This window comes from Cellulophaga fucicola (genome assembly GCF_900119145.1).
GTDB lineage: Bacteria > Bacteroidota > Bacteroidia > Flavobacteriales > Flavobacteriaceae > Cellulophaga > Cellulophaga fucicola.
This window is the reverse complement of sequence record NZ_FPIY01000001.1, coordinates 957,011-982,451: the sequence shown is the minus strand read 5'-3', so window position 1 is coordinate 982,451 and position 25,441 is coordinate 957,011. Positions and strand designations below refer to the sequence as shown.

Genomic DNA, 25,441 nt, shown 5'->3' with positions numbered 1-25,441 from the left:
TTATAAATTAGATTGATTCATTCTTTGGATTATAGTTATTTTATACTTTAATATTAATTTAAAAGTTTGCCTAAATGGTTAAACAGTTGTCCGCTTTGTATGGTGTAAGTAGCCTTGGTTGCATCTGGTTCACTAGAATATCTAATAATGTTGCCTGAAAAAGTAAAAATAACTTTACCATTAGTGTCTATCAAATGGCTTTGACTGTTAAACATTATTAAAGCAGAATTGCCTATAAAATAATTTGCTCTAGAATATTTTAAAGGTATTACTATGTCTCCTTTAGTGTTTATATATCCCCATTTGTTGTTATGGTCTTGAACAGCTGCAAAGCCATTAGAAAAAGATTTTACTTGCTTAAACCTTTTTAATTTAAATTTTTGTTTTCTTAGCTTTTTATCAATAAAATATATTTGGTCTTTAGAATCATTTACTAAAAGTAATTCATCTTTTCCAAAATTTTCTTTGTCAGGAAAATAGTTGATAGATTCCTTATTTAATTTAACTCCTTCGTTATTGTAAATATCATAATAGTAAGAGTAGTACTTACCTTTTTTATGAATATAACGAGATGCATCTTTTGAGGCTTCTTCAATATGTTCTACAATAAAAAGGTCATTGTCTATTTCTATTTTATAAAAGTGACCTTCAAATATTTTTTTGTGATCTGCAAACCTGTAGACCTCAAAAAAATCAGAAGCAGTATCAGACTCTTTAATAGATATGTAATACTCTTTTTTTAATTTCAACTCTCTCTCTTCAGGTTTTAAAACATATTCTAAAGTTTCTGTGTCTAGCAGACCTGTTTTTCTATTCTGGTTAGTAGGAACAAATATTTCTATATACTTATTATTATATACTTCTGTATTTTTTATTATATACGGTACCGGCCTTAATTCTTTTTTTTCTTTATTAAATTGATGTAAAAGCCTATCATTTTCTTTTGTTACCGTATAGTGATTTAGTAATTTGTGAGTTATTGATCTATAAATTGGTTTAATTACCCACTTTCCTGCTTTATCTATTAATCCATCATTATTATCTAAACTACCAACAGTTACGCCGTTGCTATAAATAGTAGAGTTAGTAATGTTTAAACGTTTTTCTACATTAACTATTCCTGGGTTTAAATAAACTTTTATTGTAGATACTTTACCCGCATAACTATTAAATAATATAGTTTTTGGTGTATAATCTATTTTTATTTCTTTTCTTGGTTGGTAATTATAGATATATTCTGCGTATTTTTCTTTAGTTGTAATTTCTTTTGTTTCAATCTTTTCTATTGCATTGGTTAAAAATAAAATAACTTCTTCTAAGTATTTTTCTTGAGATTTAATATTAGACTTAGATTTAAAAGTACTTTTTTCCCATAAAGGTTTTCCTTTAGCGTCTAAAGCCTCTATATAGAGTATATTACTTTCTAAAATAGAATCTATTTGTAGTTCTATTTTATGATCTTCTATTAAACTTAAAAACAATTTACCATCATTAGATTTATTGTGCTTGTTGTTTAACTCTATAAATTCGGCTTTTTTGTAACGTTGGTATTTATATAAAATACTAATACTGTCTATTTTCTTTAAGGTGTTAACAGTATTATAGTTGGTTAAAGATGTATGTTGTTTAGTACCATCATAATAGTATATAGTGTCTAATAAAATTTTAGGATTTTCTAATCCTTTAGTATTAAAAGATCTAGGGTAGACAATTAAATAAAAATCATTAAACCAAGAAAGTTCGGTTTTATTGTTTTTTATTTCTTGAGAAAACTCTAGTTCACTTAATCGGTTACTATAATACTCAGCAAGATCTACATCTTCTTTTGCTGTGTATGGTACAGTATATTTTGTTTCAGTATCGTTTAAAGGGCCTCCAGAAATTCTTATATTAGATAAGTTTATAGAGGCTTCAACTTCTTGTTTTATTTCTTTAAACTCTTCTTTTATTTCTTCTAAAGTTTTATCCTGAATTTTTTCTAAAATTTCATTCTTTGTTCTTACTTGACTATGAGCAGTTAAAAAAAATAAAGAGAAAAGTAGTATACTTAAAAGTTGTTTCATTTAATATTGTATTATATGCTTTTTTATAAAATGGAAAAAACAATTGCTCTTATTGGTAATAAACAATGTAGTTGCAATTTTTTACAATACTAGTTACTGTTTACAAATCAACCAAAGGTCAATTTATATTCGTAAGTAATTACCTTATATTTATTTTAGTTGTTGTTTTTCCAAAACTTAAAAGTGCCAGTTGGTACAGTTCCAAAAAGTTTGTAAAATCCATTATGTAGATATGTGTAGTGAGATTTGTAATGACTTTTTCCTTTAAAAAATCTTCTCGTTTTGTTTTTGAAGATAACAACTCAAGGTATTTTAAAACCCTTTTTTTGTATTCCATTCCGTTATAGGCATCAGAATAATATTCTGTTGCCGTTCCCATTGCAACTCTTATTTTATAATTTACCTTATCTCGTATTGTAATTTCGCTAGAGAACCTAGGCGCATCTGTATATGCTTTTAGAGAAGATGTGTAAATATAATTATCTGTATCGGTTATAAATTTCTCTACAGTATCTAATTCTTCTATAATAAGATTATTTATGGCAAATAGAGCAGGTAGTAGCCACTATGGTGTTGGTTTGTTGCTTAGCAAACTATAACTATGTTACTTTAAGTTTAGCACTCCTACAATGGTAGTAATATCGTAATCTATTTTTTGTTCTATACCATTTTCATCTCCCCAAGAAATTAGATAATCAAAATAAGCTCCAATTTCATTATCATCATAATCAGTTTTGTTTTTTAAGCATATAATAGAGCCAAAGTCGTACAGAATATGGACTATTTTTTTTGAATGATATGTTGTACTCCTAGCATTTTTTAGAGCTTTTTGCCTTTTTTCTTTTAAAGATATTTTCTTTTCTTTTTCAAACTCAACTATAGAAATTTCTTTATCTACTTTATATTGGTCTGTATTAATTTCTGTAAAATTATAGTTGTTTTTTAGTATCTTGTTCTTAATGGTATACAATTGCTCTGTACTTGTTTTTCCCCTAAATATTTTATCCCAATATTTAAGTTCTTCATAGTATTTATCTTCATTGTTAAACTTATTAGGGTTAAGAACTTTAGTTTTAATTTCTAGTATTGATTCGTTAGTTAAAATACAAAAACCATATTCTACTATCATAGGATTATAAGATCCCATTTTATTTTGAGTGAAACGAGTTTTACAAAGAATTTGCCCTTTTTTATTTATAGAAATTGGTATAATTTCTGACTCAATTGTTGATGGCCCAGTTGAAACCATTGACATACAAATTGCAGAAGTAACAATAAGGAGTAGTATCAGTATTTTTTTCAATTGGTTTGTTTTTTATTTAATAGAATCTTTGTTTTCTATATTTTTTTGACTTTTCTTCCATTTGTCAGATACAAATACACTATATATTGTTAAAATAAGACCAAGAATTAGAGCACCATATTGTAAAATTTGATATTCATTCAGAATCGTTAATCCAAGAGTTGTAAACATCAATCCTATTACCATAAAAATCGTTCCATTATTTTTTTTCATTTTACTATGTTTTTGTTTATTGAATTAGTAGAGTAAAATACTAATTTGTTACAATGTACCTGATCTTAAATTGCGTAGAACGGTTTTTGTGTATGGTTAGTGGCGTGGTTTAACGTATAATTTAGCAATTGTAAACCGAATAGAAAATAAGATAAAATTTATAAGAGTAGGCGAGAGGAAGAGCAATTAATTATATATGGTTTTGTGTGTAATTTTTAGAAAATAACTTTAGTTCCTAAAGTTTAGTACAATGTAAAACTATTTTTTTGGCAAAAATTACGGATTTGTGTAATTGACCCAGATATATGTATAAATGGTATAAATTAATAGAGAATGCCCTTTTTATAAGTTTGCTTAGGTATAGTTTGGTCTATTGTTTTTGCAACCACATTCTAATTTCTTTACGTAAAGAAACTTCAGGTTTTGGTAATGGTATGGTTTGTCTAGATTGTTTGCTTCTATTAAATTTAGAATAGTTGGCTTTTAGTTTTTGCCAAACTTTAGGGTACAATTCCAAGAACTTATTAAAAAAACTTTGTTCGTTAACTTGTCCTTCTATTTTAGAAAGTACTTCTTTAAATTTCTGCTCTTGTTCTATAATCATCTTGTATACTGTTTGTTGGTATTGCCTAGTTTTTAAACGCAATTAATATATAGAAATAGTTAATAATAAAGTAGATTAGCTAGTTATTTTCCAATACAAAAATTAGCAAAAATATTACCAAGCAACTCATCATTAGAAACCTGTCCGGTAATTTCACCCAAGTGGTACAACGCATCTTTAAGGTCTATAGATAGTAAATCTCCAGAAATACCGCCATCCATACCAAGTTGTACTCTTTCTATACTTTCTAAAGATTTTAGTAAAGCATCATAATGTCTGGTATTGGTAACAATAGTCTCGTTATTACGCAATGCACCTGTATTTACAAACTCTAGAAGTTTGTTTTTTAATGTCTCTACGCCATCACCTGTTTTAGCAGATATAAAGAGCGTAGCAGGTATTTCGGTCTCTATAGCTTCTATTTGCTCTGGAGTATATAAATCTTTTTTATTGGTAATTACAACAAGTGTTTTTAACGGAAACTGATTTTTTATTTTTTCAATCTCTATTTTTATACTTTCTAAATTTTCTATAGCTGGTGTAAGCGGACTTAAATACAACACAACCTGTGCTTGTTCTATTTTTTCAAACGTTTTTTTAATACCAATACTCTCTACCACATCTTGCGTTTCTCGTATACCCGCAGTATCTATAAATCTAAAACCAATACCACCAATAGATATTTCGTCTTCTATAGTATCTCTTGTAGTACCTGCAATATCACTTACAATTGCGCGGTCTTCGTTTAAAAAGGCATTTAATAAGGTAGATTTACCCACATTAGGTTCGCCTACAATAGCAACCGGAATTCCGTTTTTAAGTACGTTACCAACAGCAAAAGAATCTATTAATCGTTTTAAAACGTGTTGTATTTTAGATAATAGTGTTATAAACTGTGTACGGTCTGCAAATTCTACATCTTCTTCTGCAAAGTCTAGTTCTAACTCTATTAAAGAGGCAAAATTTAGAAGTTCTTCTCGTAGTTTTTTAATTTCAGAAGAGAATCCGCCACGCATTTGCTGCATTGCTATTTGGTGACTAGCCTCATTATCAGACGCTATTAAATCTGCCACAGCTTCAGCCTGACTAAGATCTATTTTTCCGTTCAAAAAGGCACGTAATGTAAACTCACCTGCATCTGCCATTTTACAGCCATTACGCAAAAACAATTGTATAATTTGCTGCTGTATGTATTGCGATCCGTGACAAGATATTTCTATTACATTTTCACCCGTATAAGAGTTTGGTCCTTTAAAAAGAGACACTAAAACTTCATCGTACACCTTAGTGCCATCTACAATATGTCCCAAATGTATGGTGTGGGTTTTTTGCTTGGTTAAGTCTTTATTGTGTATAGACTTAAACTTAGCATTTGCTAGTGTAATTGCGTCTGGTCCAGATAACCTAATTACGGCTATGGCACCAGCTCCAGATGGTGTTGCTAATGCAACTATAGTATCTTGTGAAAACATAAATGCAAAAATACAAATTATTAAAGTTGATGTGTATTCATTTTTCATTAAATAAAATAGTACCAATAACAAAGAGCCGTAAGGTGTAACGTGTTAAATGTATTCTTAGGTCATAAAAAAGCAACTATACATCTTAACAAAACGTTAAAAGTAAGCTTGTTGTAATGTGTAATGATATTTTTGTTACCACCAAAACAATTTCTAACTCACTCAAAAACTAAAAAATGATTAAAAAAACAGCCTTGTTGCTTTTGTTATTAGTAGCTACTACTGTAACATTTGCACAAGAAGAAACTACAAATGTACCTACGCCCAATTACAGGCAGGCAGCAAAATTTTCTCCAGATAACTTAAAGAAAATTGTACACTCTACTAGCGTACGCCCAAACTGGTTAAAAAAAGGGAATAAATTCTGGTACCAGTATAAAACTACAAAAGGTGCCAATTATTATTTAGTTGATGCCGATAGGGGTACAAAAACAAAATTATTTGATAATGCTAAAATGGCAAAGTGGCTTACTCTAATTACTAAAGACCCTTATGATGCTAAGCATTTACCACGTTTAAACTTTAAATTTGTTAAAAACGAAACTGCTATACGTTTTAGAGTTACTTCTAAAGAAAAAGTAGCTGTTGTAGACGATAAAAAAGAAGAGAAAGAAGAAAAAGAGGTAGAGAACGATACTATTACTAAAGATTCTACTAAGGTTAAAAAGCCTAAAAAAGCACCTAAAAAAGAGAATAAAGTATACTATTTAGAGTATAAATTAGGTGGTAATGGCTTAACTATTATCAACAATAAAAAAGAAGACGAAAACAGAAAGCGTTGGGCTAACATAGCTCCAGATAGTAGCGTTGTATTATTTTCTAAGCAGCACAATTTATATTGGATGGATAAGGCCAACTTTTTAAAAGCTATAAAAGACGAGAAAGATACCACAATTGTAGAACACCAATGGACCAAAGATGGTGTAGAGAACTATAGTTACGGTGGTGGCTCTTGGGGAGAAAATAACGAGACTAAAGAAGAAAACAAAGACAAACGTAAGGGAATAAGAGGGCACTGGTCTCACGATTCTAAAAAGTTTGTATACCAAAGATCTGACTCTAGAGATTTAAAAGATTTATGGGTTATAAATTCTGTGGCTAAAAAAAGGCCAACTCTAGAAACATATAAATACCATATGCCAGGAGAAAAGGAATTTTCTACATCAGAGATTTTGGTTTTTGATATTCCTGCTAAAGATGTACTTTCTGTAAAATTAGATTCTACAATACAACAAAGCATAAGCGTATACAGTGCGCCAACTAAAAAAATGAATTATAGTGATGACTTTAGACCATCATTATTACTTTCTAAAAAAGGTAAAATATACTTTAGCAGCACAAGCAGAGATCGTAAAAAAGTAACTGTTAACGTAGCAGATATTAATACAGGTGATGTTAAAACACTTATTACAGAAGAGCTTAATACGTATGTAGAGGCTAAAGACATTGTTTTGTTTAATAACGAAGAAGAAATTATTCAATGGTCAGAGAGAGACGGTTGGGCACATTTTTATTTGTATGATGCAGATGGTAATCTTAAAAACCAGATTACTAGTGGTAGTTACCACTCTAATAATTTTGTTGGTGTAAACGAGAAAGATCGTACGTTGTTTTTTACAGCAAATGGAGTTACTCCAGATCAAGATCCTTATTACGAGCACCTTTTTAAAATTAACTTAAATGGTACAGGACTAAAAAATCTTAATAAAGGAGATTTTACTACCAATACTAGTATGTCAGATTCTAACCAGTTTTTTGTTAGTAACTACTCTAGAGTAAATACAGTTCCAAAATCTGAACTTAGATCTAGTAATGGTAGAGTTGTTTTAAAGTTAGAAGAGGCAGATTTATCTGCGCTTATGGCTACGGGTTATAAATTTCCAGAACCTTTTAAAGTAAAAGCAGACGACGGTATTACAGATCTTTATGGAGTAATGTATAAACCTTTTGATTTTGATGAAACTAAGAGTTACCCACTTTTAGAGTATGTATATCCTGGACCGCAAACAGAGGCTGTAAACAAATCTTTTTCTGTTTCTATGAACAGGTTAGATAGGTTGGCACAAGTTGGTTTTGTTGTTGTAACCTTAGGTAACAGAGGTGGTCACCCAGACAGGTCTAAGTGGTACCACAACTATGGTTATGGTAACTTAAGAGATTATGGTTTGGCAGATAAAAAGTATGTTGCAGAGCAATTGGCAGATCAGCATTCTTATATAGATATTAATAAAGTTGGAATTTTTGGTCATTCTGGAGGCGGATTTATGTCTACTGCCGCAATGCTTGTATACCCAGACTTTTTTAAAGTAGCAGTTTCTTCTGCTGGTAATCATGATAACTCTATGTACAACAGTTGGTGGAGTGAAACGCACCACGGAGTAGAAGAAGTTAAAGATGCAGATGGTGTTATTAGTTATAAGTATGATATTGATAAGAACCAGACTTTAGCAGCAAACTTAAAAGGAAAATTAATGTTAGTAACGGGTGATGTAGATAACAATGTACATCCTGGTGCTACAATTAGAATGGCAAATGCATTAATTAAAGCAAATAAAAGATTCGACTTTATGATGATGCCAGGTCAAAGACACGGTTTTGGTAGTATGACGGAGTATTTCTTTTGGTTAAAAGCAGATTATTTTAGCAAACACTTTTTAGGTGTAGAAGCTACTAATGTAGATATGTTAGAGATGAATAGAGCTGTTCCTAAGCATTAAAAAACAGAAAAGCACTATTGTATAATAAGCGCCCGTATTGTAACAAATACGGGCGTTTTTTTGCTTTTAGGGTGATGAGTATTTTTTAATTAAAATAAAACTTTAAGATTTTAATGTAACATTTTAAATAATTATGCTACTGATATAGTATAACATCAAAATCAATCAAAAAATGGAAATCATCAATCAACACAAAACAACAACAACAAGGTCTGATAACGGATTATTAGCAGTTACACATTTAACACAACTATTACATTACTGCACAGGAGTAGGGGGCTTTATAGTTCCTTTGGTTCTTTGGTTAACAACAAAGGACACTGTAGAAGGTATGAACGAGCACGGAAAGTCAATAGTAAACTTTCAGTTAAGTTTATTATTATACATTATAATTAGTGTTCCAGGAATATTACTATTTGGCTTAGGGCTGTTAGGATTCTTGTTTGTAGGTATAATTGGCTTTGTAATGCCAATAGTAAATGCGGTAAGAGCTGCAAATGGCGAAGCGCCTAGTAAGTTTATGACCATCTCTTTTATATCATAACACATTAGAAATAAATGGCTTATATAATCTATCTCTAAATTTAATTTGGAGGTAGATTTTTTTTGTTTTTATATCAGATTTATAGTTTAATTTTGCGGCACACACATTAACTATAATATAAATTATGAAGAAGATTGTAATGGCAGCAATGCTAGTAGCTTTTAGTGCAACAAACTTAGTAGCACAAGAAGAAAAAACAGAGAAAGTAGAGAAAACAGAAACTACTGAAACTACAGAAACAGCAGAAGAAACTTTAAAAGCAGAAGAGGCAGCAAAATTAGCGGCAGCAGCAAAAGCTGAAGAAGCGGCTAAATTAGCAGAGAAAGCTGCAAAGCAAGCAGAAAAAGAGCAGAAAGCAGCTGATAAAAAGGCTAAGAAAGAAGCTAAAGAGATTAAGAACAAAGAAAAGGAAGCAAAAAAAGCTGCTAAACTTAAAAACTCTATCGCAAAGCAAAACAAAAACATTTCTAAGGTAGAAAGAAAAATTGCGAAGCTAGAGAACAAATTATCTCAGGACACTGCAGCAGGTAAATTGTCTCCTGTAGCTATAGAAAAGCTAAAATCTTCTATAGCAAAAACAAAACTTAAATTGGTAAAAGAGAATATTAAGCTTACAAAGTTAGAGCGTAAACAATAATTCTTTACAAATTTAAAGGCATAAAAAAAGAGGACATTATGTCCTCTTTTTTGGTTTTTTATATTGGGTATTTTCGTTTATCCGTTATTAAGCATAACTGGCATTACAAGCATTGTTACGTGCTCACCTTCATCTACACCATCTATAGGTGTTAAAATACCTGCTCTGTTTGGTAAACTCATCTCTAATGAAACATCATCAGAATTTAAATTCCCTAGCATTTCTACTAAAAAACGAGAGTTAAAACCTATTTGCATATCGTCTCCTTGGTAAGAACACGTTAAACGTTCTTCTGCCTTATTACTGTAATCTATATCTTCAGCAGAAATATTTAGTTCTGCACCAGCAACTTTTAAACGTATTTGGTGTGTAGTTTTGTTAGAGAAAATAGAAACACGTCTAACAGAACTTAAAAGCTGAGTTCTAGAGATACTAAGTACATTAGGATTCTCTTTTGGTATTACCGCTTCATAGTTAGGGTATTTACCATCAATTAATCTACAGATTAGCTCTGTGTTGTTAAAAGTAAATTTAGCGTTACTTTCATTATATTCTATAGTAACATCGTTTTCACTACCACCAAGTATACCTTTTAATAATGTTAAAGGTTTTTTAGGCATAATAAATTCTGCTACCTGACTAGCTGTAACATCCGTACGTTGGTATTTTACAAGTTTGTGTGCATCTGTAGCAACAAACGTTAAGTTTTCTGGAGAAAACTGAAAAAATACACCACTCATTACAGGTCTTAAATCGTCATTACCAGCTGCAAAAATAGTTTTGTTAATAGCAGTAGCTAAAATATCACCTAAAATAGTTGTTGTACTAGGGTTAGATAATTCTACAGCGTTAGGGAATTCTGCACCATCTACATATGCTAATGCATATTTACCGTGGTTAGAACTAATTTCTACTGTATTGTTTTCTTCTACAACAAACGTTAAAGGTTGTTCTGGAAACGTTTTAAGCGTTTCTAATAATAATTTTGCTGGTAAAGCAATTGTACCTTCATTATCAGAATCTACTTCTAAAACAGAACTCATTGTAGTTTCTAAATCAGAGGCAGAAACAGTAAGACTGTTTTGCTTTAATTCAAACAAAAAATTATCTAAAATTGGTAATGTGTTACTATTATTAATAACACCACCTAAAACTTGTAATTGCTTTAACAAATAAGTACTAGATACTATAAATTTCATCAGCTATATAATTTTCTTCATTTATGGTTAGGCTCTCAAATGCCTTAAGTTCTTCTTAAAAATCTTAAAAAATCCTTGAAACAAAGATATTTTAATTGTGCTTTTAACGAAAACAAACTTATTAACACTTATTTACCGTATTTCTGTTTTCTATAATAATTAAATATAAAACCAAAAAGCAGCGTTAAAACCACTGGTAATGCTATGTTTATAAGTTGCCACTTTGTTTTTTGCGTCGCTATTTTTTCTTTATCAAGGAATGGTACAGCCACTTTTTTAGTACGGATGTTTATAAGTCCGCTATCATCTAGCAGGTAATTTAGGCTGTTCACCATAAATTCTTTGTTCCCGTAAGCGTTGTTTGTCCATTTGTCATAACCAAGCTCTAATGGCTTTCCTTTGCTTACTTGATTTTTAATAACATCACCATCTGCAATAACCAACATTTTATTTGGACCACCAACTTCTTTGTTGTTTTCTATTTTAAAAGGCTTAACACGATTGGTAAAAACCGATTTAAAATTACCTTCTACAAGAACAACCAAAGGTTTGTTTCCATTATTGTATTCTTCTTTATTAGGACTCTTTGTAGTGCTTTCTAAACTAATAATATTAGGTGTGCCAACTACAGCAGACAAAGGTGAACTATAGTATAAAATTGTCTTTTTTAAATCGTTATTATCTAAAAGGTCTATTGTGTTTGCAAACTGAAAGCGCAAAGCTTCTAAATTGTTATTAATAGGATGATCGTTTCTAGAAAAAACCATAGGATTAAATGGCCAAGGAACAGGATTGTACTGCGAGTTATTACCATTACCATTAGCTAATACAATTTGTGTAGCATAGATGTCTTTTACCAATACAGGGTTTACACGTAAACCATATTTAAAGAAAAAGTCTTTTAGGTTTAAATCTCTTGGGTAGGCTAAAGATTTGCCTTCTTCGTTATACAAACTATCTAGTTCCATACTAACGTTATCTATAAGCCACATAGATTTTCCGCCATGAACCATAAACTGATCTAAAACATACTTTTCTTTATCTGTAAAGGCTTCTGTAGGCTTGGCAATAAGAGCTAGGTCGTATTTCTGTAATTCTTTTAATGTTTTTTGAGGATTAGTAGCTACAGAATCTAACGTAAAGGCTCCAATATTATAATATTCTCTTATGGTAGATAAATAATCTGCCAAGTTAATATCTTGCAATTCGCCATTACCTTTTAAAACTGCAATTCTCTTTTTTTCTTTAATGTTCAGCTTTGTAAAAGCATCTGCAAATGAATATTCTAAATGCTGTATAGAATTGGTAACGCGTTCTTCTGTTGTAGAACCTAGTTTGTTTTTAAGCAAAGCAACTTTAACAGTTTTATTGTTATAGTTAACCATTGCCCAAGGAAAAACAAATTCTTGAGATACTTTTCCGTTTTCTTCTACAGTAACATTAGCAGGTGTTAAGCCTAACTTCTGCATTTCTAAAATAGCATTATCAGACGAGCCTGTAGTTTCTAAAGGGTTTATAAAATTGAATTTTATATTATTGTTTTCTGCGGCAAATTCTTCTAGTATTTGTTTTGTTTCAAATTTTAATTTTACAAATTCTGCTGGTAATTCGCCCTCTAAAAGAACATCAATTATAACAGGATTACTAAATTCTTTTACCGTTTGTAAAGCAGCAGTAGATAAGGTGTACCTGCTATCTTCGGTAACATCTACTCTTGTATATATAAAGCTAGATACTATGTTAAGGAGTACTAATGCTATAAAACCAATAGCTACGGAGGTGAGTGTCTTTTTCATTATCGGTTTAAGTTTTTAAGTTGTACAACAGTTAAAAACAAGAAAAAGACAGTTAATGTAATAAAATAGACTAAATCTCTTGTATCTATAACGCCACGTGCAATACTTTCAAAATGAGCTTTCATCCCTAAAGATGCTACAGCTACAGCAGTGTTACCTTCTGTAAATAAAGTGCTAATTCCTTGAAAACCGTAAAAACAGACAAAGCAAAGTATAAGTGCTAATAAAAAGGCAACAATTTGATTTTGCGATAGGGTAGAGGCAAAAATACCAATAGCCGTATAGCTAGACATTAAAAATAATAAACCAAAATAAGAACCAAAAACAACACCCATATCTAAATTGCCAACAGTAGTACCTAGTTCTGATAGGGTATAAACATATAAAAAGGTTGGTATTATAGCTATAACAACCAAAGTTAAAGTTCCTAAAAACTTACCAAAAACGGTTTGCCATAAAGATATTGGCTTTATAAAAAGGAGTTCTAAGGTTCCTGTTTTGCGTTCTTCAGAAAAACTCTTCATTGTAATAGCTGGTATTAAAAACAAAAATACCCAAGGCACAAGAAAAAAGAAACTACTAAGGTCTGCAAAACCGTAATCAAAAATATTATACTCTCCTTTAAAGACCCACAAAAACAGGCCGCTAAATATTAAAAATAAGCCTATGACCATATAGCCAATAGGCGACGTAAAAAACGATTGTATTTCTCGTTTGTAAATGGCGTACATCTAATTAATTTAAGGTTTCGTTTTTATTTACAGTCCAAGCCTCTGGCTTATCTGCAAACAATACTTTGGTTTTTGCCCAAACACTTGTAAATAAATCTGAGTGTCTGTAAACATTTAGGGCAGCTTCACTATCCCAATAACTATATGTAAAAAATATAGTAGGGTTGTGTTTGTCTTGGTACAACTCTAGAAAATTACAGCCTTCAAAATTTCTGATAAAATGTTTAGACTCGTTAAATATGTTTTCAAAGCTAACAATATTTTCAGTTTTAAACGTCAATTTTACAATGCGTACTATCATTTATAAAAAATTAATGGTTATGGTGTCTCTATAATCTAGTCCTAATAGGGTAGACGCGCCACCAACTGTAGTTAAATTGCTTTTGTAAATAGCCAGCTCTAAAAATAAAGACGAGTTAAATAAAGCTAATAAATCTCCAGGGCCTTTGCGGTAATTTTTATCAATTTCATAATTAATAATATCACTGTATTTATTAAATATCTGTTTTAAGACTTTACCACGTACTCGTACTTCATAGTCTCTACCGTTTCTATAAGCATCAAATAGTTTTTTTTGTATGTTACTTACAACATTGCCATAATTGTCTATGTAAACAATATTGCCAATAATTGTATTACCGCCATCTGTTAGCTGGGGTACAAAATCTTTAAAAGTATTTAAATCATTAAAGGGTTTGCCAACAACCTCCATTTTTCCGCCTCTAACTAAATGACAAGCAGCTTTTACAAATACATCGTAGGTTGGGAATGACCCGTCTTTTGTATCTGGTATATTAATAGAAACAATGTTGTCTGGTTTAATTTCAGAAGTTATTAAACAAACAACACCATTGTTAGCACTTATAAAATAGTGTCCGTCTACATACGTTATAATGTGCTCATTTTCTTTGGTTAATTCGGCATCTACACCCACAATGTGTATAGTGCCTTTAGGAAAGGTTTTATAAGAGTTTTTAAGAATATAGGCACATTCCTGAATATTAAAAGGATTTATACTATGCGAGACGTCTACAATAGTAGCATTTTCTAATTCGCTAAAAATTGCACCTTTTAATGCGCCAACAAAATGGTCTTTGTATCCAAAATCAGTAGTTAGTGTTAGTATTGTCATTTATGACTGTTGATATGTTTTTTACCGTGGTGCAGTGATTTTGATTAAATTTGTTATACAAAATTACATAAAAAAATAGCCAACTGAAATTTATATTTACGTCCTAACCTTTTAATACATTTTTTCATTTGAACGAAATCATAATTGAACTCACAGAAATAAGTCCTAGAGAATTTTTTGGGCATCAAAATGCGCATATAGATTTACTGAAAAAATATTTTCCAAAACTGAAGATTGTTGCACGTGGCAGCAAAATTAAAGCTTACGGAGATGATGAGCATTTAGAAGAATTTGATAAGCGTTTAGCTATGCTTATGACACACTTTGCTAAGTACAACAAAATAGACGAAAATGTTATAGAAAGGGTTTTTACAAGCGAAAGCAAGGAAGACTATACTACAGCAGAAAGTAGTGGAGATGTTTTAGTACATGGCGTTAGTGGTAGACTTATAAAAGCACAAACGGCAAACCAGCGTAAACTGGTAGAAGCAGCTAGAACAAACGATATGGTTTTTGCTATTGGACCTGCGGGTACAGGTAAAACCTATGTAGGTGTAGCCTTAGCTGTTAAGGCGTTAAAAGAAAAACAAGTAAGGCGTATTATTTTAACAAGACCTGCGGTAGAAGCTGGTGAAAATTTAGGTTTTTTACCGGGCGATTTAAAAGAAAAATTAGATCCGTATATGCAGCCATTGTATGATGCTTTACGTGATATGATTCCTGCAGAAAAATTATCGCACTACATAGAAAATGGTACCATACAAATTGCACCAATGGCTTTTATGCGTGGTAGAACCTTAGATAATGCTTTTGTTATTTTAGATGAAGCACAAAATACAACCCATGCCCAAATGAAGATGTTTTTAACACGTATGGGTAAAAATGCAAAGTTTTTATTAACAGGTGATCCAGGACAAATAGATTTACCACGTAGAATAATTTCGGGATTAAAAGAAGCTTTGTTAGTTTTGTCTAATGTAGATGGAATAAAAATTATTTATCTAGATGATAAGGATGTCGTAAGACACAAATTGGTTAAAAAAGTAATAGAAGCATATAAAAATATAGAGCATCAAAATTAACACATACTAATGAATACAATTACAGATACCAATTTTAAATTTCCTAAGCAGGTTAACGTTTACAAAGGAAAAGTTAGAGAAGTATATCGTTTAGAGGATGATATTATGGTAATGGTAGCAACAGATAGGCTTTCTGCTTTTGATGTGGTTATGCCAAAAGGAATACCATACAAGGGGCAAATACTAAACCAAATTGCCACTAAAATGATGAACGAAACTGCAGATATAGTTCCAAATTGGTTACTAGCAACACCAGATGCCAATGTTGCTGTTGGTCACGCTTGTGAGCCTTTTAAAGTAGAAATGGTTATACGTGGTTATATGTCTGGCCACGCAGCTAGAGAATATAAGGCAGGCAAAAGAATGCTTTGCGGTGTAGCAATGCCAGAAGGTTTAAAAGAGAACGATAAATTCCCAACACCAATAATTACACCTGCAACTAAAGCAGAAATGGGAGACCATGATGAAGATATTTCTAGAGAAGATATTATAAAACGCGGAATAGTTTCTGAAGAAGATTACAAACAATTAGAGGCTTACACCTATGCTTTATTTAATAGAGGTACAGAAATAGCAGCTAAAAGAGGGTTGATTTTAGTAGATACTAAATATGAGTTTGGTAAAACTAAGGACGGTAAAATTGTATTAATTGATGAAATACATACACCAGATTCTTCTCGTTATTTTTATACAGACGGCTATGCCGAGCGTCAAGAAAAAGCAGAAGCACAAAAACAATTATCTAAAGAGTTTGTACGCCAATGGTTAATTAGCAATAATTTTCAAGGTTTAGAAGGACAAACATTGCCTGTAATGTCAGATGAGTATATTGCAACTGTTTCTGAAAGGTATATAGAATTATATGAAAACATAACTGGGGAAACTTTTGTAAAAGCAGATGTTACTAATATACAAGACCGTATAGAAAATAATGTTTTAGGGTATTTAAAAACATTATAAAATATAGATAAAAATAGCAAAAGACCGTATTTCTACGGTCTTTTGTTGTTTTATTAAACTTCTAAGCTCTCTATAATAGACTTTAATTGCCCAGGTTTTATAGGCTTTATAATGTAACCGTTTATTTCTGCTACACTGTTAGCACGTTCTATATCTACAGGATCTACAGAAGAAGAAACCATATATACGGTTATTTTCTTGTCAATTTGTGGTTTTACCTTTGTGTATTCTTCCATAAACTGAAACCCATCCATAATGGGCATATTATTGTCTAGGAAAATAACATCTGGTAAATCGTAGTTGTTTTTTAGATTGTCTAGCATAAAATTTAAGGCCTGTTCTCCGTCAGAAAAAACCATTATTTTTTTTGCTAAATCTAGCGCTTTAATTGTTTTTACAATTGTAAATTGATAAATGTCGTCGTCATCAATAATACATACGTTAAAATGGTTTGTCATAATGTTTAGTTTAGTGTTAAGATGAATGTAGTTCCTTTGTTTACTGTACTTTCTGCAGTGATAATACCACCTAATGATTCTATTTGTACTTTAGTCATAAACAAACCAATGCCTTTTGCTTGTGGATGCCTGTGAAATACTTTGTTTAGGCCAAATAATTTATGCCCGTGTCTTTCTAAGTCTATTCCTAAGCCGTTATCTTCTACTGTTAAGGTAACTCTATTTCTTACAAGGAAAGATTTTAATGTAATTTCTGGGGTACGATCTGGAGATCTATATTTTAAAGCATTACTAACTAAGTTTAAAAAGATACTTTCTAAATATACTTTACTATATAAAATTGCAGGTACATTAGTAAAATCGCTCTTTATTATTGCCCCAGTTTCGTGTATTTCTCCAGTTAATATTTCTGTTGTTTTAAGTAATGCGTCTTCAAACTTTAATTTTTTTAATTCTGTTGGTGCACCATTAGATGTTTTTAAAGCTTCTACAAGTGTGTCTAGTGTTTCTGTTAAATGACCAACAACTATTTCAAACTTTTCAAATAAAACAGCTTTATCTTCTTCATCTTCAGAAGTATTGTAAAAGCCTAAAAGAGAATTAAGGTTGCTTACTGGTGCACGTAAATTATGAGATGTTATATGTGCAAAATCTGCTAGTTGTCTATTTTTATTAAGTAAATTATCAGTTAATACTTCTAACCTTTCTTTAGACTTTAATATTTTATATTCGGCTTGCTTTTGCTCTGTTATATCTCTTATTGCTACAGAAATTAATAAACCCTCTTCTGTTTCTAGTGGAGATAGGTTTATTTGTATAGGTATTTTTTCCCCTTTATTATTTACTCCATAGAATTCTTCACTTTTTTCTAAGCCATTGTATTTTGCCGTGGTAAAAAAATTATTATTGTTTGTTTCGTATGTATGCATAAACTTCTCTGGAATAAGAAGTTCTACAGGTTTTTTATCTAACTCTAAAGATGTATATCCAAATAATTTTTGGGTTTGTTTATTACTTATTTGTATAATACCATTTTCATCTACTATAATCATAGCATCAGGAGCAGACTCTAATAGCCCTCTAAATTTTATTTCTGCCATCCGTAACTGTGTTACATCTTGGCAAGTACCAATCATATGTGTTGGTTCTCCAAAATCGTCAAGAACAAGTTCTCCTAATAAGTGTACAGTTCTAACACTACCATTGTCTAAAACAATGCGGTGCAGAACATCTGTAAATTTTTTATCATTTACAGTTTTTGTTATAAAGTTATTTACTTTGTCTCTGTCTTCTGGGTGTATGTAGTTAAAATAAGTATCAAAAACAACATCATCTTTTTCTCTATCTCTTCCAAAAATAGAATACATATTATCAGACCAATAAATGTCTGCCGTAATCATATCCCATCGCCAATTACCCATCATTGTAATTTGCTCAGCGTAATTAAGAATTTGATTTTTCTGAATTAATTCACTCTCTGCCTTTTTTCTATCAGTTATATCATAAAAAATACCTAAAATACCTAAGTGCTTGTCTTCTTCATTTTTTAAAGGAGTTAAAGACAATTCTACAGGAACAAGATCTCCATTTTTTTTACGAAAAGTCCATTCTCGTGTGTCACTTTTATTTTGTTTAGCTAGTTCTTTAAAAGGCTGTATTTTATCAGGGTTTTTATTGTATAATTTAGCTAAATCTAGTTTAAAATCGTAGACCTGTTCTGGTAGTAAAAGAGATTGTGGATCAAGAGAAGCAATAGCTTCTTTTGCAGTATAGCCTAATAGTTTTTCTGCTCCAGAGTTAAAATGTTTTATATTGTTATCTCTATTGATAGATACAATAGCAACAGCACTAGAGTTAATAATAGAACTTAGCTCACTATTTGTAGACTGCAACTCTCTTTCTGTTTCTTTTATACTTGTAACATCTTGAAAAATTCCATAAACCCTTTTAACAATACCATCTTCTACGTCTGCCAATCCAATTTTACGAGCCCATATTATATTTCCCAATTGCGTAACAAATTCTATCTCTGTGTCAAATTCAACACCTTTATTAATTAAGTTACTCATTAGTAATGACATTTCTTCTCCTGCATACTTATATTTAGACAGAATATAACAGTCATTTAATGTTAACTTCTGGTTAATATGCAGATCTAGAATATCGCAAGTGATATTGTCTGTATCATATAAGTTAGTATTTAAATCTAACTCCCATATGCCAACTCTAGCAGCGCCATTAATACGCTCTAGTGTATGTTTTACTTTAGGATTTTCTTGAATAGCTTTTTGCATTATCATTATATTGTAAGTATGACTTTATAGCAAGTAAGTATTTACTACATGACTTAAAAATAGCCAAATTATTGTATAATATTAACGGCCGTTCATTATAATTATCAAAAAATAGACATTTTATCGATAAACTGCATAAATCAATCTATTTTTAATCAATATATAAATTATAAACCTTTCATTTTTATAATTATACAATTTATTTTAAAACGTAACACAATTTGTTTTTTATATAGATTGACTATTTAGAATTTTGCAATTAAATTTTTACACTCTTTAATTTGTAAGTTTTAACTTGAGTAAATGTAATTTTTTATAGTGTTACATGAACTATTTGTTGATTTTTTTAATGAAACTATGCTAATAGTATTAAAATAAATAATAGTTACAAATACTATAATTTTTAACAAAGTATTTATTAATTTTATGATCTTTAAATCAGTTAATTAGCAATAATCAATTAGCGTATGCAATGTCCTTGTAATCCTACCCAACTTTATAAAAATTGTTGTGAAAAAGCACATACAGATATTAGAACAGTAGAGACAGCAGAAGAATTAATGCGATCTAGATACAGTGCTTTTGTATTGGCAAACATAGATTATCTGCAAAAAAGTCACTATAGTAAAACTAGGCCATCTAAAAGAGAAAAAAAGGAAATAGAGGATTGGACTAATTCTGTACACTGGGTTAAATTAGCAATTGTAGATACCATAGATGGTTTAAAAACAGACACTAAAGGTGTTGTTGAGTTTAAAGCCTTTTTTATGGAAGATAAGCAGGTTATTATATTGCACGAAAAGTCTAACTTCTGTAAAGAAAACGGTCATTGGGTCTACGTGGATGGTAGTAATTAAGCTGTTACTGTTTTTTTCTTTTTTACGCTACGCAATATCTTCTGAATATCTAAATTATCTTTCTGAGGAATAAGAAAGTTTTCTAAATCTTCGTTACGCTCTATAACCTCTGTTTTTGCTTTAAAACCATAACCTTGGTAAGTTCCGTTTTTTAAGAGTATAAAAGCATCTTCCTCTGGTGAACGACCTGCTTCTTTTAAAACAGTTAACTCTGCCACATCTTTAATATGTTGTATAGCTTGTGTAACACGTAAGTTATAATCTTCTACAGTTTCTTGGTCTCTACAAATGCCATTGCACGCACTAATTTTATGGTGATTACAAGCATTAGTTCCGTCTTGTAAATGACAGTATTTAGGACATAAATTAAATAAAAAGCATAATTCCTCTATATATGCAATACATTGGCGAACATTAGCAAATACTTTTAGAGCATTTGGTGTAGTTTTTAAAGTGTTATACGCTAAATGCAAAATGCCTTTGCGGTCTACATAACTAAAAACAGCATAGTTTTTAAGGTTTCTTTTTGCAAGTTGGTTGTACTCAGGATAATGTTCTTTTATAGCAGCATCTTCCATAAGTAATGCTACAAGTTCGCTACCAGAAAGTTCAAAATCTATATCTGCAGTTTCTCTACACATATCTAGAGACTTCTGCGTTTTGCTATAAAAATGAGAAAGTACTCGTTTTTTTAAATCTACAGCTTTGCCAATGTATATAATTTTTCCTTTTTTATCTTTAAAATAGTATACACCAGGTGTATTAGGAATTTTATTAAAAACTTCAGTTGGTAGGTGAGAGGGTAGTGCACCTTCTTTAGATGTTTTTTTTAGAAAGCTATCAAAAACAGTCTCAGCATTTTCTTGTGCTTGTAAAATTTTAAAAAGAGTAACAGTAGCTTCTGCATCTCCTCTTGCTCTGTGTCTGCCTTCTATTGTAATGTTTAGTTTAGAACAAAGTTTGCCTAAGCTATAAGATTTGTGATCTGGTAACAGCTTACGAGATAACCGAATAGTACATAGTTTTTTTCGTCTAAAATCTTTGTCTATAGCTTTAAACTCGTTACGTATAACATTGTAATCAAAATTTACATTATGCGCCACAAATATAGTGTCTTCAGTAATTTCTAAAACCTGATCTGCAATCTCTGCCCAAGTTGGTGCATTGGCTACCATAGCATTATCAATGCCTGTAAGAGTAGTAATATAATATGGTATTACAGACTCTGGATTAACTAAAGAAGTAAATTCGTCTACAACCTTTTCTCCATTAAACTTAAAAATAGAAATTTCTGTAATTCTATTGGTTTGTCCTGTAGTTTCTACATCAATAATAGTGTACATCATGATAAAGACTTTTCTAGTGCTTTTAATTCTACGCCAAGCGTATTAAACATTGTAATAATGCTGCTTATTTTTAATTCTTCTTCTGTGTATTCTTGCGTATTAATACTACAGGTGAATTCCCATATTTCTAAAACTTCATCTATAGAAACCTCGTATGGTTGGTAATCAGTATTATCAGAGACTAGTTTTAGATTATTTTTTTCTTCAATTTGGCTATATACTCTTTTGTAGACCATACCATCGTTTAGTGTAACTAAAACATAGGTTTTACCACTCGTAATATCTCTTCTATCTTCAATAAATTTACCAATAACAAAAGCGCCACTTTTCATTGGTAACATAGAATCTCCTTTTATAGGAAAAGCTCTGTGTTTACCTGTTGGTAAAAAAGGTAATTTAATTTTAGCTAGTTGTTCTATATATTCAGGATCGTCATAACCCGCTAAATAACCCGCAGAAGCAGCAACTGGTACAACTTCTATAAGATTTTCATTATCAGAATCTACAGTTATAGGAAAAAGAACACGTTGGTTTCCTATTTCTATAAAAGATGCATCTGCAGCTTTACTTAAATCGTTGCGTACAAGAATATCTATAGGCAGTCTAAAGTAGTCTGCCAATTGTATAAGTGTTTCTATGGTTGGGGCAGAACGGCCTTCTTCATAAGAACTAATACGTGCTCTGGTAATTTGTAAATCTTTTGCCAAAGCTTCTTGTGTAGCGCCTTTTAAGCTTCTTAAATGACGAATGTTAGTTGCTATAAAAATCATAATGCTACAAATGTAAACAATAATTGCAATTAATTGTAGCTAAAAAACAGAGTGCTCATTTTATTTATAGTAAATTTTTTGTAGTTACTTGATTAAATGTGGATTAAGAAAGTATTCGATTTTTAAAAATAGAAGAAAAATTAATTTTCACTTTTTATTGATGCTTTTTGTTTAGAATTAACAATTCTTTTGATAGCGTTAAAGAGTTTTGTAAATTTTATAGAATTTTGATATTCTAAGTTCACAGTTTTTTTAGACGTATCTTTTTTAAATAATATGGTTAAAGGTAAAATTGTGAATAAAAGAAAGTAGAACAGCAACACACACACACACACACACACAAACACATAAAATGGCTATAATAGGAAACATAATAAAAGGAATTATACACGCTACAGATATTATTTCATCAGAATATAATGCTGCAGAAGAGCAGCGTTCTGTGTTAAAAAACCTTCTAGAAACGGCAAAAGAGACCAAATTTGGAGAAAAATATCAATTTAATGATGTTTTAGAGTCAAACAATCCAGAGAAAGTATATCGAGAGAAAGTTCCTTTTTCTGATTACAATCAAATTACTACCAATTGGTGGGAAGATGTGCAAGAAGGAAAAAAAGATGTTACTTGGCCAGGTAGCCCAGATTATTTTGCTTTAAGCTCTGGTACTACAGGGAAAACCAATAAGCGTATTCCGGTTACAGATGCTATGGTAAGCGCAATACGTAGAGCAGGAATACAGCAAGTTTTGGCTCTTAGAAATTTTGATTTACCTGCAGATTTTTTTGAAAAAGAAATTATGATGCTCGGTAGTTCTACAGATTTAGAAGAGTATAATAATGCTTTGGAGGGTGAAATAAGTGGTATTAGTGCAAGTAATATTCCGTTTTGGTTTGAAAACTATTACAAACCAGGAAAAGAAATTGCAAAAATAGACGATTGGGATATGCGTATACAACGTATTGCAGAAAAAGCAGCCGATTGGGATATAGGTGCACTAAGTGGTATTCCTTCTTGGATGGAGTTAATGTTGCAAAAAGTTATAGATTATAACAGTTTAAATAATATACACGAAATTTGGCCAAACTTACAGGTTTATACCTCTGGAGGAGTAGCTTTTGGGCCTTATAAAAAGAGTTTTAATGCTCTTTTAGGTAAACCAATTACGGTTATAGATACCTATTTGGCTTCTGAAGGTTTTATTGCTTTTCAAGACCGTCCAGAGACAGATGCTATGAAATTGGTGACCGATAACGGAATTTACTTTGAGTTTGTACCTTTTAATCCAGACTACATTAAACCAGATGGATCTTTGGTACAAAATGCACCTTCTTTAACAATTTCTGAAGTAGAATTAAACCAAGATTATGTATTGGTTATTAGTACTGTGGCAGGAGCGTGGCGTTACCTTATTGGTGATACCATTGAGTTTACAGATATTGAAAGAGCAGAAATTAAAATTACAGGTAGAACTAAGTTCTTTTTAAACACTGTAGGTTCTCAGTTATCTGTTAATAAACTAAACGATGCTGTGCAGCATTTAGAAAAAGAATATGATATTGAAATCCCTGAGTATACACTATGTGCTAATCGTATTAAGGACGATTTTTACCATTGTTGGTACTTAGGAACAGATTCTAAAATAGATACTGAAAAATTATCTAAATCTTTAGATAATTTTCTGAAGGATGCCAATAAAAATTATAAAGTAGCGCGTTCTAAAGCTTTAGAAGGGGTAAAGGTAAATACGGTGTCGCCTTCTATTTTTCACGATTGGAGTGGGGCCAATAAAAAGAAAGGCGGACAAGTAAAAATGGAACGTGTTATGGGACAAGATAGATTTGCCGAGTGGGAAACTTTTGTAGCATCAAAAATCTAAAAATAGTTACTGCTCTTTGGCTTCTCGTTCCTCTACCAAAACCATAATTTCATCGGGAGATAAATAATATTTTTTAATGCGCGCTTTGTAAGATTCGTCTATATCTGCATTGTTTAAAATAAATCGTTTTGTTTTTAAAATGTACTTATCCATACCAGAGGTTACGGCATAAGAGTCTGCAGCGCGTTCTGCTTCTTTAATATAATTGTCTGAAAGAGAGTATTTAATTCCAAACCATAGTAAGTTTAAGCTACTTCTATTTTGGTAATCGGTTATATGCCCAAGCTCGTGACCTAGCCAACCAATTAGTATGTCGCTATCTACATCTGTAGTTTTAAATTCTTTTCCGGATATTTTAAACTTTCTACTTAATAAGACCAGATATTTTCTTTTTTTACTAGATTTTATAAGACTCCAAAAAACAGGTTGTGCCTGCATTGTAGACTTTTTAATATTTTTTTTAAATCTAAATTCTATTTGGGTATCTTTTAATTGTGGATAGTATGATAGTGCAATACGGGCTTCTTTCTCTATAATTTCTGGTATAATATGTTGCGCTATTGTGTTTTGTACACTCATAAATAATAAGATAAAAATTAAGGGCTTCATTTGTTTTTTTAATTTGATGAAACTATTTTTTATAAAAAATAATACGAACAAAAAAGGATGCTATATACAGCATCCTTTTACTTTATATAAAGTCATTATTAACTTATATCTTCTAAAAATTGTATCGTTTTTAAATCAGATTTAATGCTATTCATTTGTTCATTTAAAAGCGAAGCTGTGCTTGGCGGCAGTAATTTGTCTTTTAAAACTTCTTCATACTCGTTTACAGCAGCTTTTTCACCTCTAATAGATTCTTCTAACATAGATTCCGCATCTTCTCCAGAGAAGAAAGCTTTGGTATCCATCCAAGCTCTGTGTGCGCTACCCATAATGCTACCGCCTTTTTCTGGTTCTTCACCAAATTGAAGAATTTCAGCTTTTAACTCACGACCAAAATTATTACGTTCTTCACTACGTTTACTAAAATAAGGTTTTAATGTGTTGTGATCTGTATTTTCAGCTGCTTTCTTGTAGCCTTTTTCAGCATCGTATGTTTTCTCTAATAAGTTGTTTAATTTTTCTCCTATGCTTTCTGTGTATTTGCTCATGGTTTATGATTATTGTTAATTACTAAGCTTTTTTTTAGAGATACAGCTTATTTAATATCATACTCAAATTTACCACTTATTAAGACCAAGCCTTAACGGATATAATTACTTGATTAACTCATATAATAAAAGTTGAGGCAAAAAAATACGCTGCGCCATATAAAAATGATGCAGCGTATAAT

Annotated in this window: 24 protein-coding genes; 7 read left to right on the top strand and 17 right to left on the bottom strand. The window is 30.9% G+C overall.

Going from position 1 to position 25,441, the window contains the following annotated elements:
- Positions 1 to 53 precede the first annotated feature (53 nt).
- From BT107_RS17610 to mnmE, 6 genes are all read right to left on the bottom strand, one after another.
- Positions 54 to 2,063 carry a WG repeat-containing protein gene (locus BT107_RS17610; RefSeq protein WP_072302521.1) on the bottom strand — a complete coding sequence of 670 codons (2,010 nt, stop codon included), beginning with the start codon at positions 2,061 to 2,063 and terminating at the stop codon, positions 54 to 56.
- Between the two features lie 139 nt (positions 2,064 to 2,202).
- Positions 2,203 to 2,442 carry a hypothetical protein gene (locus BT107_RS04355; RefSeq protein ID WP_072302520.1) on the bottom strand — a complete coding sequence of 80 codons (240 nt, stop codon included), beginning with the start codon at positions 2,440 to 2,442 and terminating at the stop codon, positions 2,203 to 2,205.
- A 225-nt stretch (positions 2,443 to 2,667) separates the two neighbouring features.
- Positions 2,668 to 3,366 (bottom strand): hypothetical protein, encoded by a 699-nt coding sequence (locus BT107_RS04350; protein ID WP_139254269.1) that lies wholly within the window; start codon positions 3,364 to 3,366, stop codon positions 2,668 to 2,670.
- A 12-nt stretch (positions 3,367 to 3,378) separates the two neighbouring features.
- The gene (locus BT107_RS04340; protein WP_072302517.1) at positions 3,379 to 3,579 is read right to left on the bottom strand and encodes a hypothetical protein; all 201 of its coding nucleotides are present in this window, start codon (positions 3,577 to 3,579) and stop codon (positions 3,379 to 3,381) included.
- A gap of 370 nt (positions 3,580 to 3,949) precedes the next feature.
- Positions 3,950 to 4,183 (bottom strand): hypothetical protein, encoded by a 234-nt coding sequence (locus tag BT107_RS04335; RefSeq protein ID WP_072302913.1) that lies wholly within the window; start codon positions 4,181 to 4,183, stop codon positions 3,950 to 3,952.
- Between the two features lie 83 nt (positions 4,184 to 4,266).
- Entirely contained in the window at positions 4,267 to 5,655 is a 1,389-nt protein-coding gene (gene mnmE / locus BT107_RS04330) for a tRNA uridine-5-carboxymethylaminomethyl(34) synthesis GTPase MnmE (RefSeq protein ID WP_072302912.1), read from the bottom strand.
- Positions 5,656 to 5,879: 224 nt separating this feature from the next.
- On the opposite strand from mnmE, the gene BT107_RS04325 reads away from it, so the two are divergent.
- The 3 genes from BT107_RS04325 (at position 5,880) to BT107_RS04315 (ending at position 9,601) form a co-directional block, all read left to right on the top strand.
- Positions 5,880 to 8,420 (top strand): S9 family peptidase, encoded by a 2,541-nt coding sequence (locus BT107_RS04325; protein ID WP_084639111.1) that lies wholly within the window; start codon positions 5,880 to 5,882, stop codon positions 8,418 to 8,420.
- A 172-nt stretch (positions 8,421 to 8,592) separates the two neighbouring features.
- On the top strand, positions 8,593 to 8,964 hold the full coding sequence (locus BT107_RS04320) for a DUF4870 domain-containing protein (RefSeq protein WP_072302516.1): 372 nt from the start codon (positions 8,593 to 8,595) through the stop codon (positions 8,962 to 8,964).
- Between the two features lie 124 nt (positions 8,965 to 9,088).
- Positions 9,089 to 9,601: a hypothetical protein gene (locus BT107_RS04315; RefSeq protein ID WP_072302515.1), complete on the top strand. Its 513-nt coding sequence runs from the start codon at positions 9,089 to 9,091 to the stop codon at positions 9,599 to 9,601.
- A gap of 77 nt (positions 9,602 to 9,678) precedes the next feature.
- Here BT107_RS04315 and dnaN read toward each other — a convergent pair whose 3' ends face one another.
- From dnaN to BT107_RS04290, 5 genes are all read right to left on the bottom strand, one after another.
- On the bottom strand, positions 9,679 to 10,800 hold the full coding sequence (dnaN, locus tag BT107_RS04310) for a DNA polymerase III subunit beta (RefSeq protein WP_072302514.1): 1,122 nt from the start codon (positions 10,798 to 10,800) through the stop codon (positions 9,679 to 9,681).
- Between the two features lie 128 nt (positions 10,801 to 10,928).
- Entirely contained in the window at positions 10,929 to 12,596 is a 1,668-nt protein-coding gene (gene gldG / locus BT107_RS04305) for a gliding motility-associated ABC transporter substrate-binding protein GldG (protein ID WP_072302513.1), read from the bottom strand.
- Positions 12,596 to 13,327, bottom strand: a complete 732-nt coding sequence (gene gldF, locus BT107_RS04300) for a gliding motility-associated ABC transporter permease subunit GldF (RefSeq protein WP_072302512.1) — start codon at positions 13,325 to 13,327, stop codon at positions 12,596 to 12,598. The genes gldG and gldF overlap by 1 nt, the downstream gene beginning before the upstream one ends.
- Before the next feature lie 4 nt (positions 13,328 to 13,331).
- Positions 13,332 to 13,628: a putative quinol monooxygenase gene (locus BT107_RS04295; RefSeq protein WP_072302511.1), complete on the bottom strand. Its 297-nt coding sequence runs from the start codon at positions 13,626 to 13,628 to the stop codon at positions 13,332 to 13,334.
- Positions 13,629 to 14,459, bottom strand: a complete 831-nt coding sequence (locus BT107_RS04290) for an SAM hydrolase/SAM-dependent halogenase family protein (protein WP_072302510.1) — start codon at positions 14,457 to 14,459, stop codon at positions 13,629 to 13,631.
- Between the two features lie 128 nt (positions 14,460 to 14,587).
- On the opposite strand from BT107_RS04290, the gene BT107_RS04285 reads away from it, so the two are divergent.
- Both BT107_RS04285 and BT107_RS04280 read left to right on the top strand, forming a co-directional pair.
- Positions 14,588 to 15,541: a PhoH family protein gene (locus tag BT107_RS04285; protein ID WP_072302509.1), complete on the top strand. Its 954-nt coding sequence runs from the start codon at positions 14,588 to 14,590 to the stop codon at positions 15,539 to 15,541.
- A gap of 9 nt (positions 15,542 to 15,550) precedes the next feature.
- On the top strand, positions 15,551 to 16,501 hold the full coding sequence (locus BT107_RS04280; RefSeq protein WP_072302508.1) for a phosphoribosylaminoimidazolesuccinocarboxamide synthase: 951 nt from the start codon (positions 15,551 to 15,553) through the stop codon (positions 16,499 to 16,501).
- 53 nt (positions 16,502 to 16,554) lie between these two features.
- Here BT107_RS04280 and BT107_RS04275 read toward each other — a convergent pair whose 3' ends face one another.
- On the bottom strand, positions 16,555 to 16,959 hold the full coding sequence (locus BT107_RS04275; RefSeq protein WP_072302507.1) for a response regulator: 405 nt from the start codon (positions 16,957 to 16,959) through the stop codon (positions 16,555 to 16,557).
- 5 nt (positions 16,960 to 16,964) lie between these two features.
- On the bottom strand, positions 16,965 to 19,253 hold the full coding sequence (locus BT107_RS04270) for a PAS domain S-box protein (protein WP_170854699.1): 2,289 nt from the start codon (positions 19,251 to 19,253) through the stop codon (positions 16,965 to 16,967).
- 467 nt (positions 19,254 to 19,720) lie between these two features.
- On the opposite strand from BT107_RS04270, the gene BT107_RS04265 reads away from it, so the two are divergent.
- On the top strand, positions 19,721 to 20,110 hold the full coding sequence (locus tag BT107_RS04265) for a YchJ family protein (protein ID WP_072302505.1): 390 nt from the start codon (positions 19,721 to 19,723) through the stop codon (positions 20,108 to 20,110).
- Here the strand turns inward: BT107_RS04265 and BT107_RS04260 are convergent.
- Complete coding sequence (locus BT107_RS04260) at positions 20,107 to 21,456, bottom strand: exonuclease domain-containing protein (protein ID WP_072302504.1); 1,350 nt, start codon at positions 21,454 to 21,456, stop codon at positions 20,107 to 20,109. The two genes, BT107_RS04265 and BT107_RS04260, sit on opposite strands and share 4 nt — an antisense overlap.
- Positions 21,453 to 22,226 (bottom strand): XRE family transcriptional regulator, encoded by a 774-nt coding sequence (locus tag BT107_RS04255; RefSeq protein WP_072302503.1) that lies wholly within the window; start codon positions 22,224 to 22,226, stop codon positions 21,453 to 21,455. Before BT107_RS04255 ends, BT107_RS04260 begins: the two co-directional genes overlap by 4 nt.
- Before the next feature lie 352 nt (positions 22,227 to 22,578).
- Here BT107_RS04255 and BT107_RS04250 point away from each other — a divergent pair, with 352 nt between their 5' ends.
- Entirely contained in the window at positions 22,579 to 24,102 is a 1,524-nt protein-coding gene (locus BT107_RS04250; protein ID WP_072302502.1) for a GH3 family acyl-acid amido synthetase, read from the top strand.
- Between the two features lie 6 nt (positions 24,103 to 24,108).
- On the opposite strand, the gene BT107_RS04245 is transcribed toward BT107_RS04250, so the two are convergent.
- Together BT107_RS04245 and BT107_RS04240 are read right to left on the bottom strand one after the other, a co-directional pair.
- Entirely contained in the window at positions 24,109 to 24,711 is a 603-nt protein-coding gene (locus BT107_RS04245; RefSeq protein WP_072302501.1) for a hypothetical protein, read from the bottom strand.
- Between the two features lie 98 nt (positions 24,712 to 24,809).
- Positions 24,810 to 25,259 (bottom strand): ferritin-like domain-containing protein, encoded by a 450-nt coding sequence (locus BT107_RS04240; protein ID WP_072302500.1) that lies wholly within the window; start codon positions 25,257 to 25,259, stop codon positions 24,810 to 24,812.
- Positions 25,260 to 25,441 lie beyond the last annotated feature (182 nt).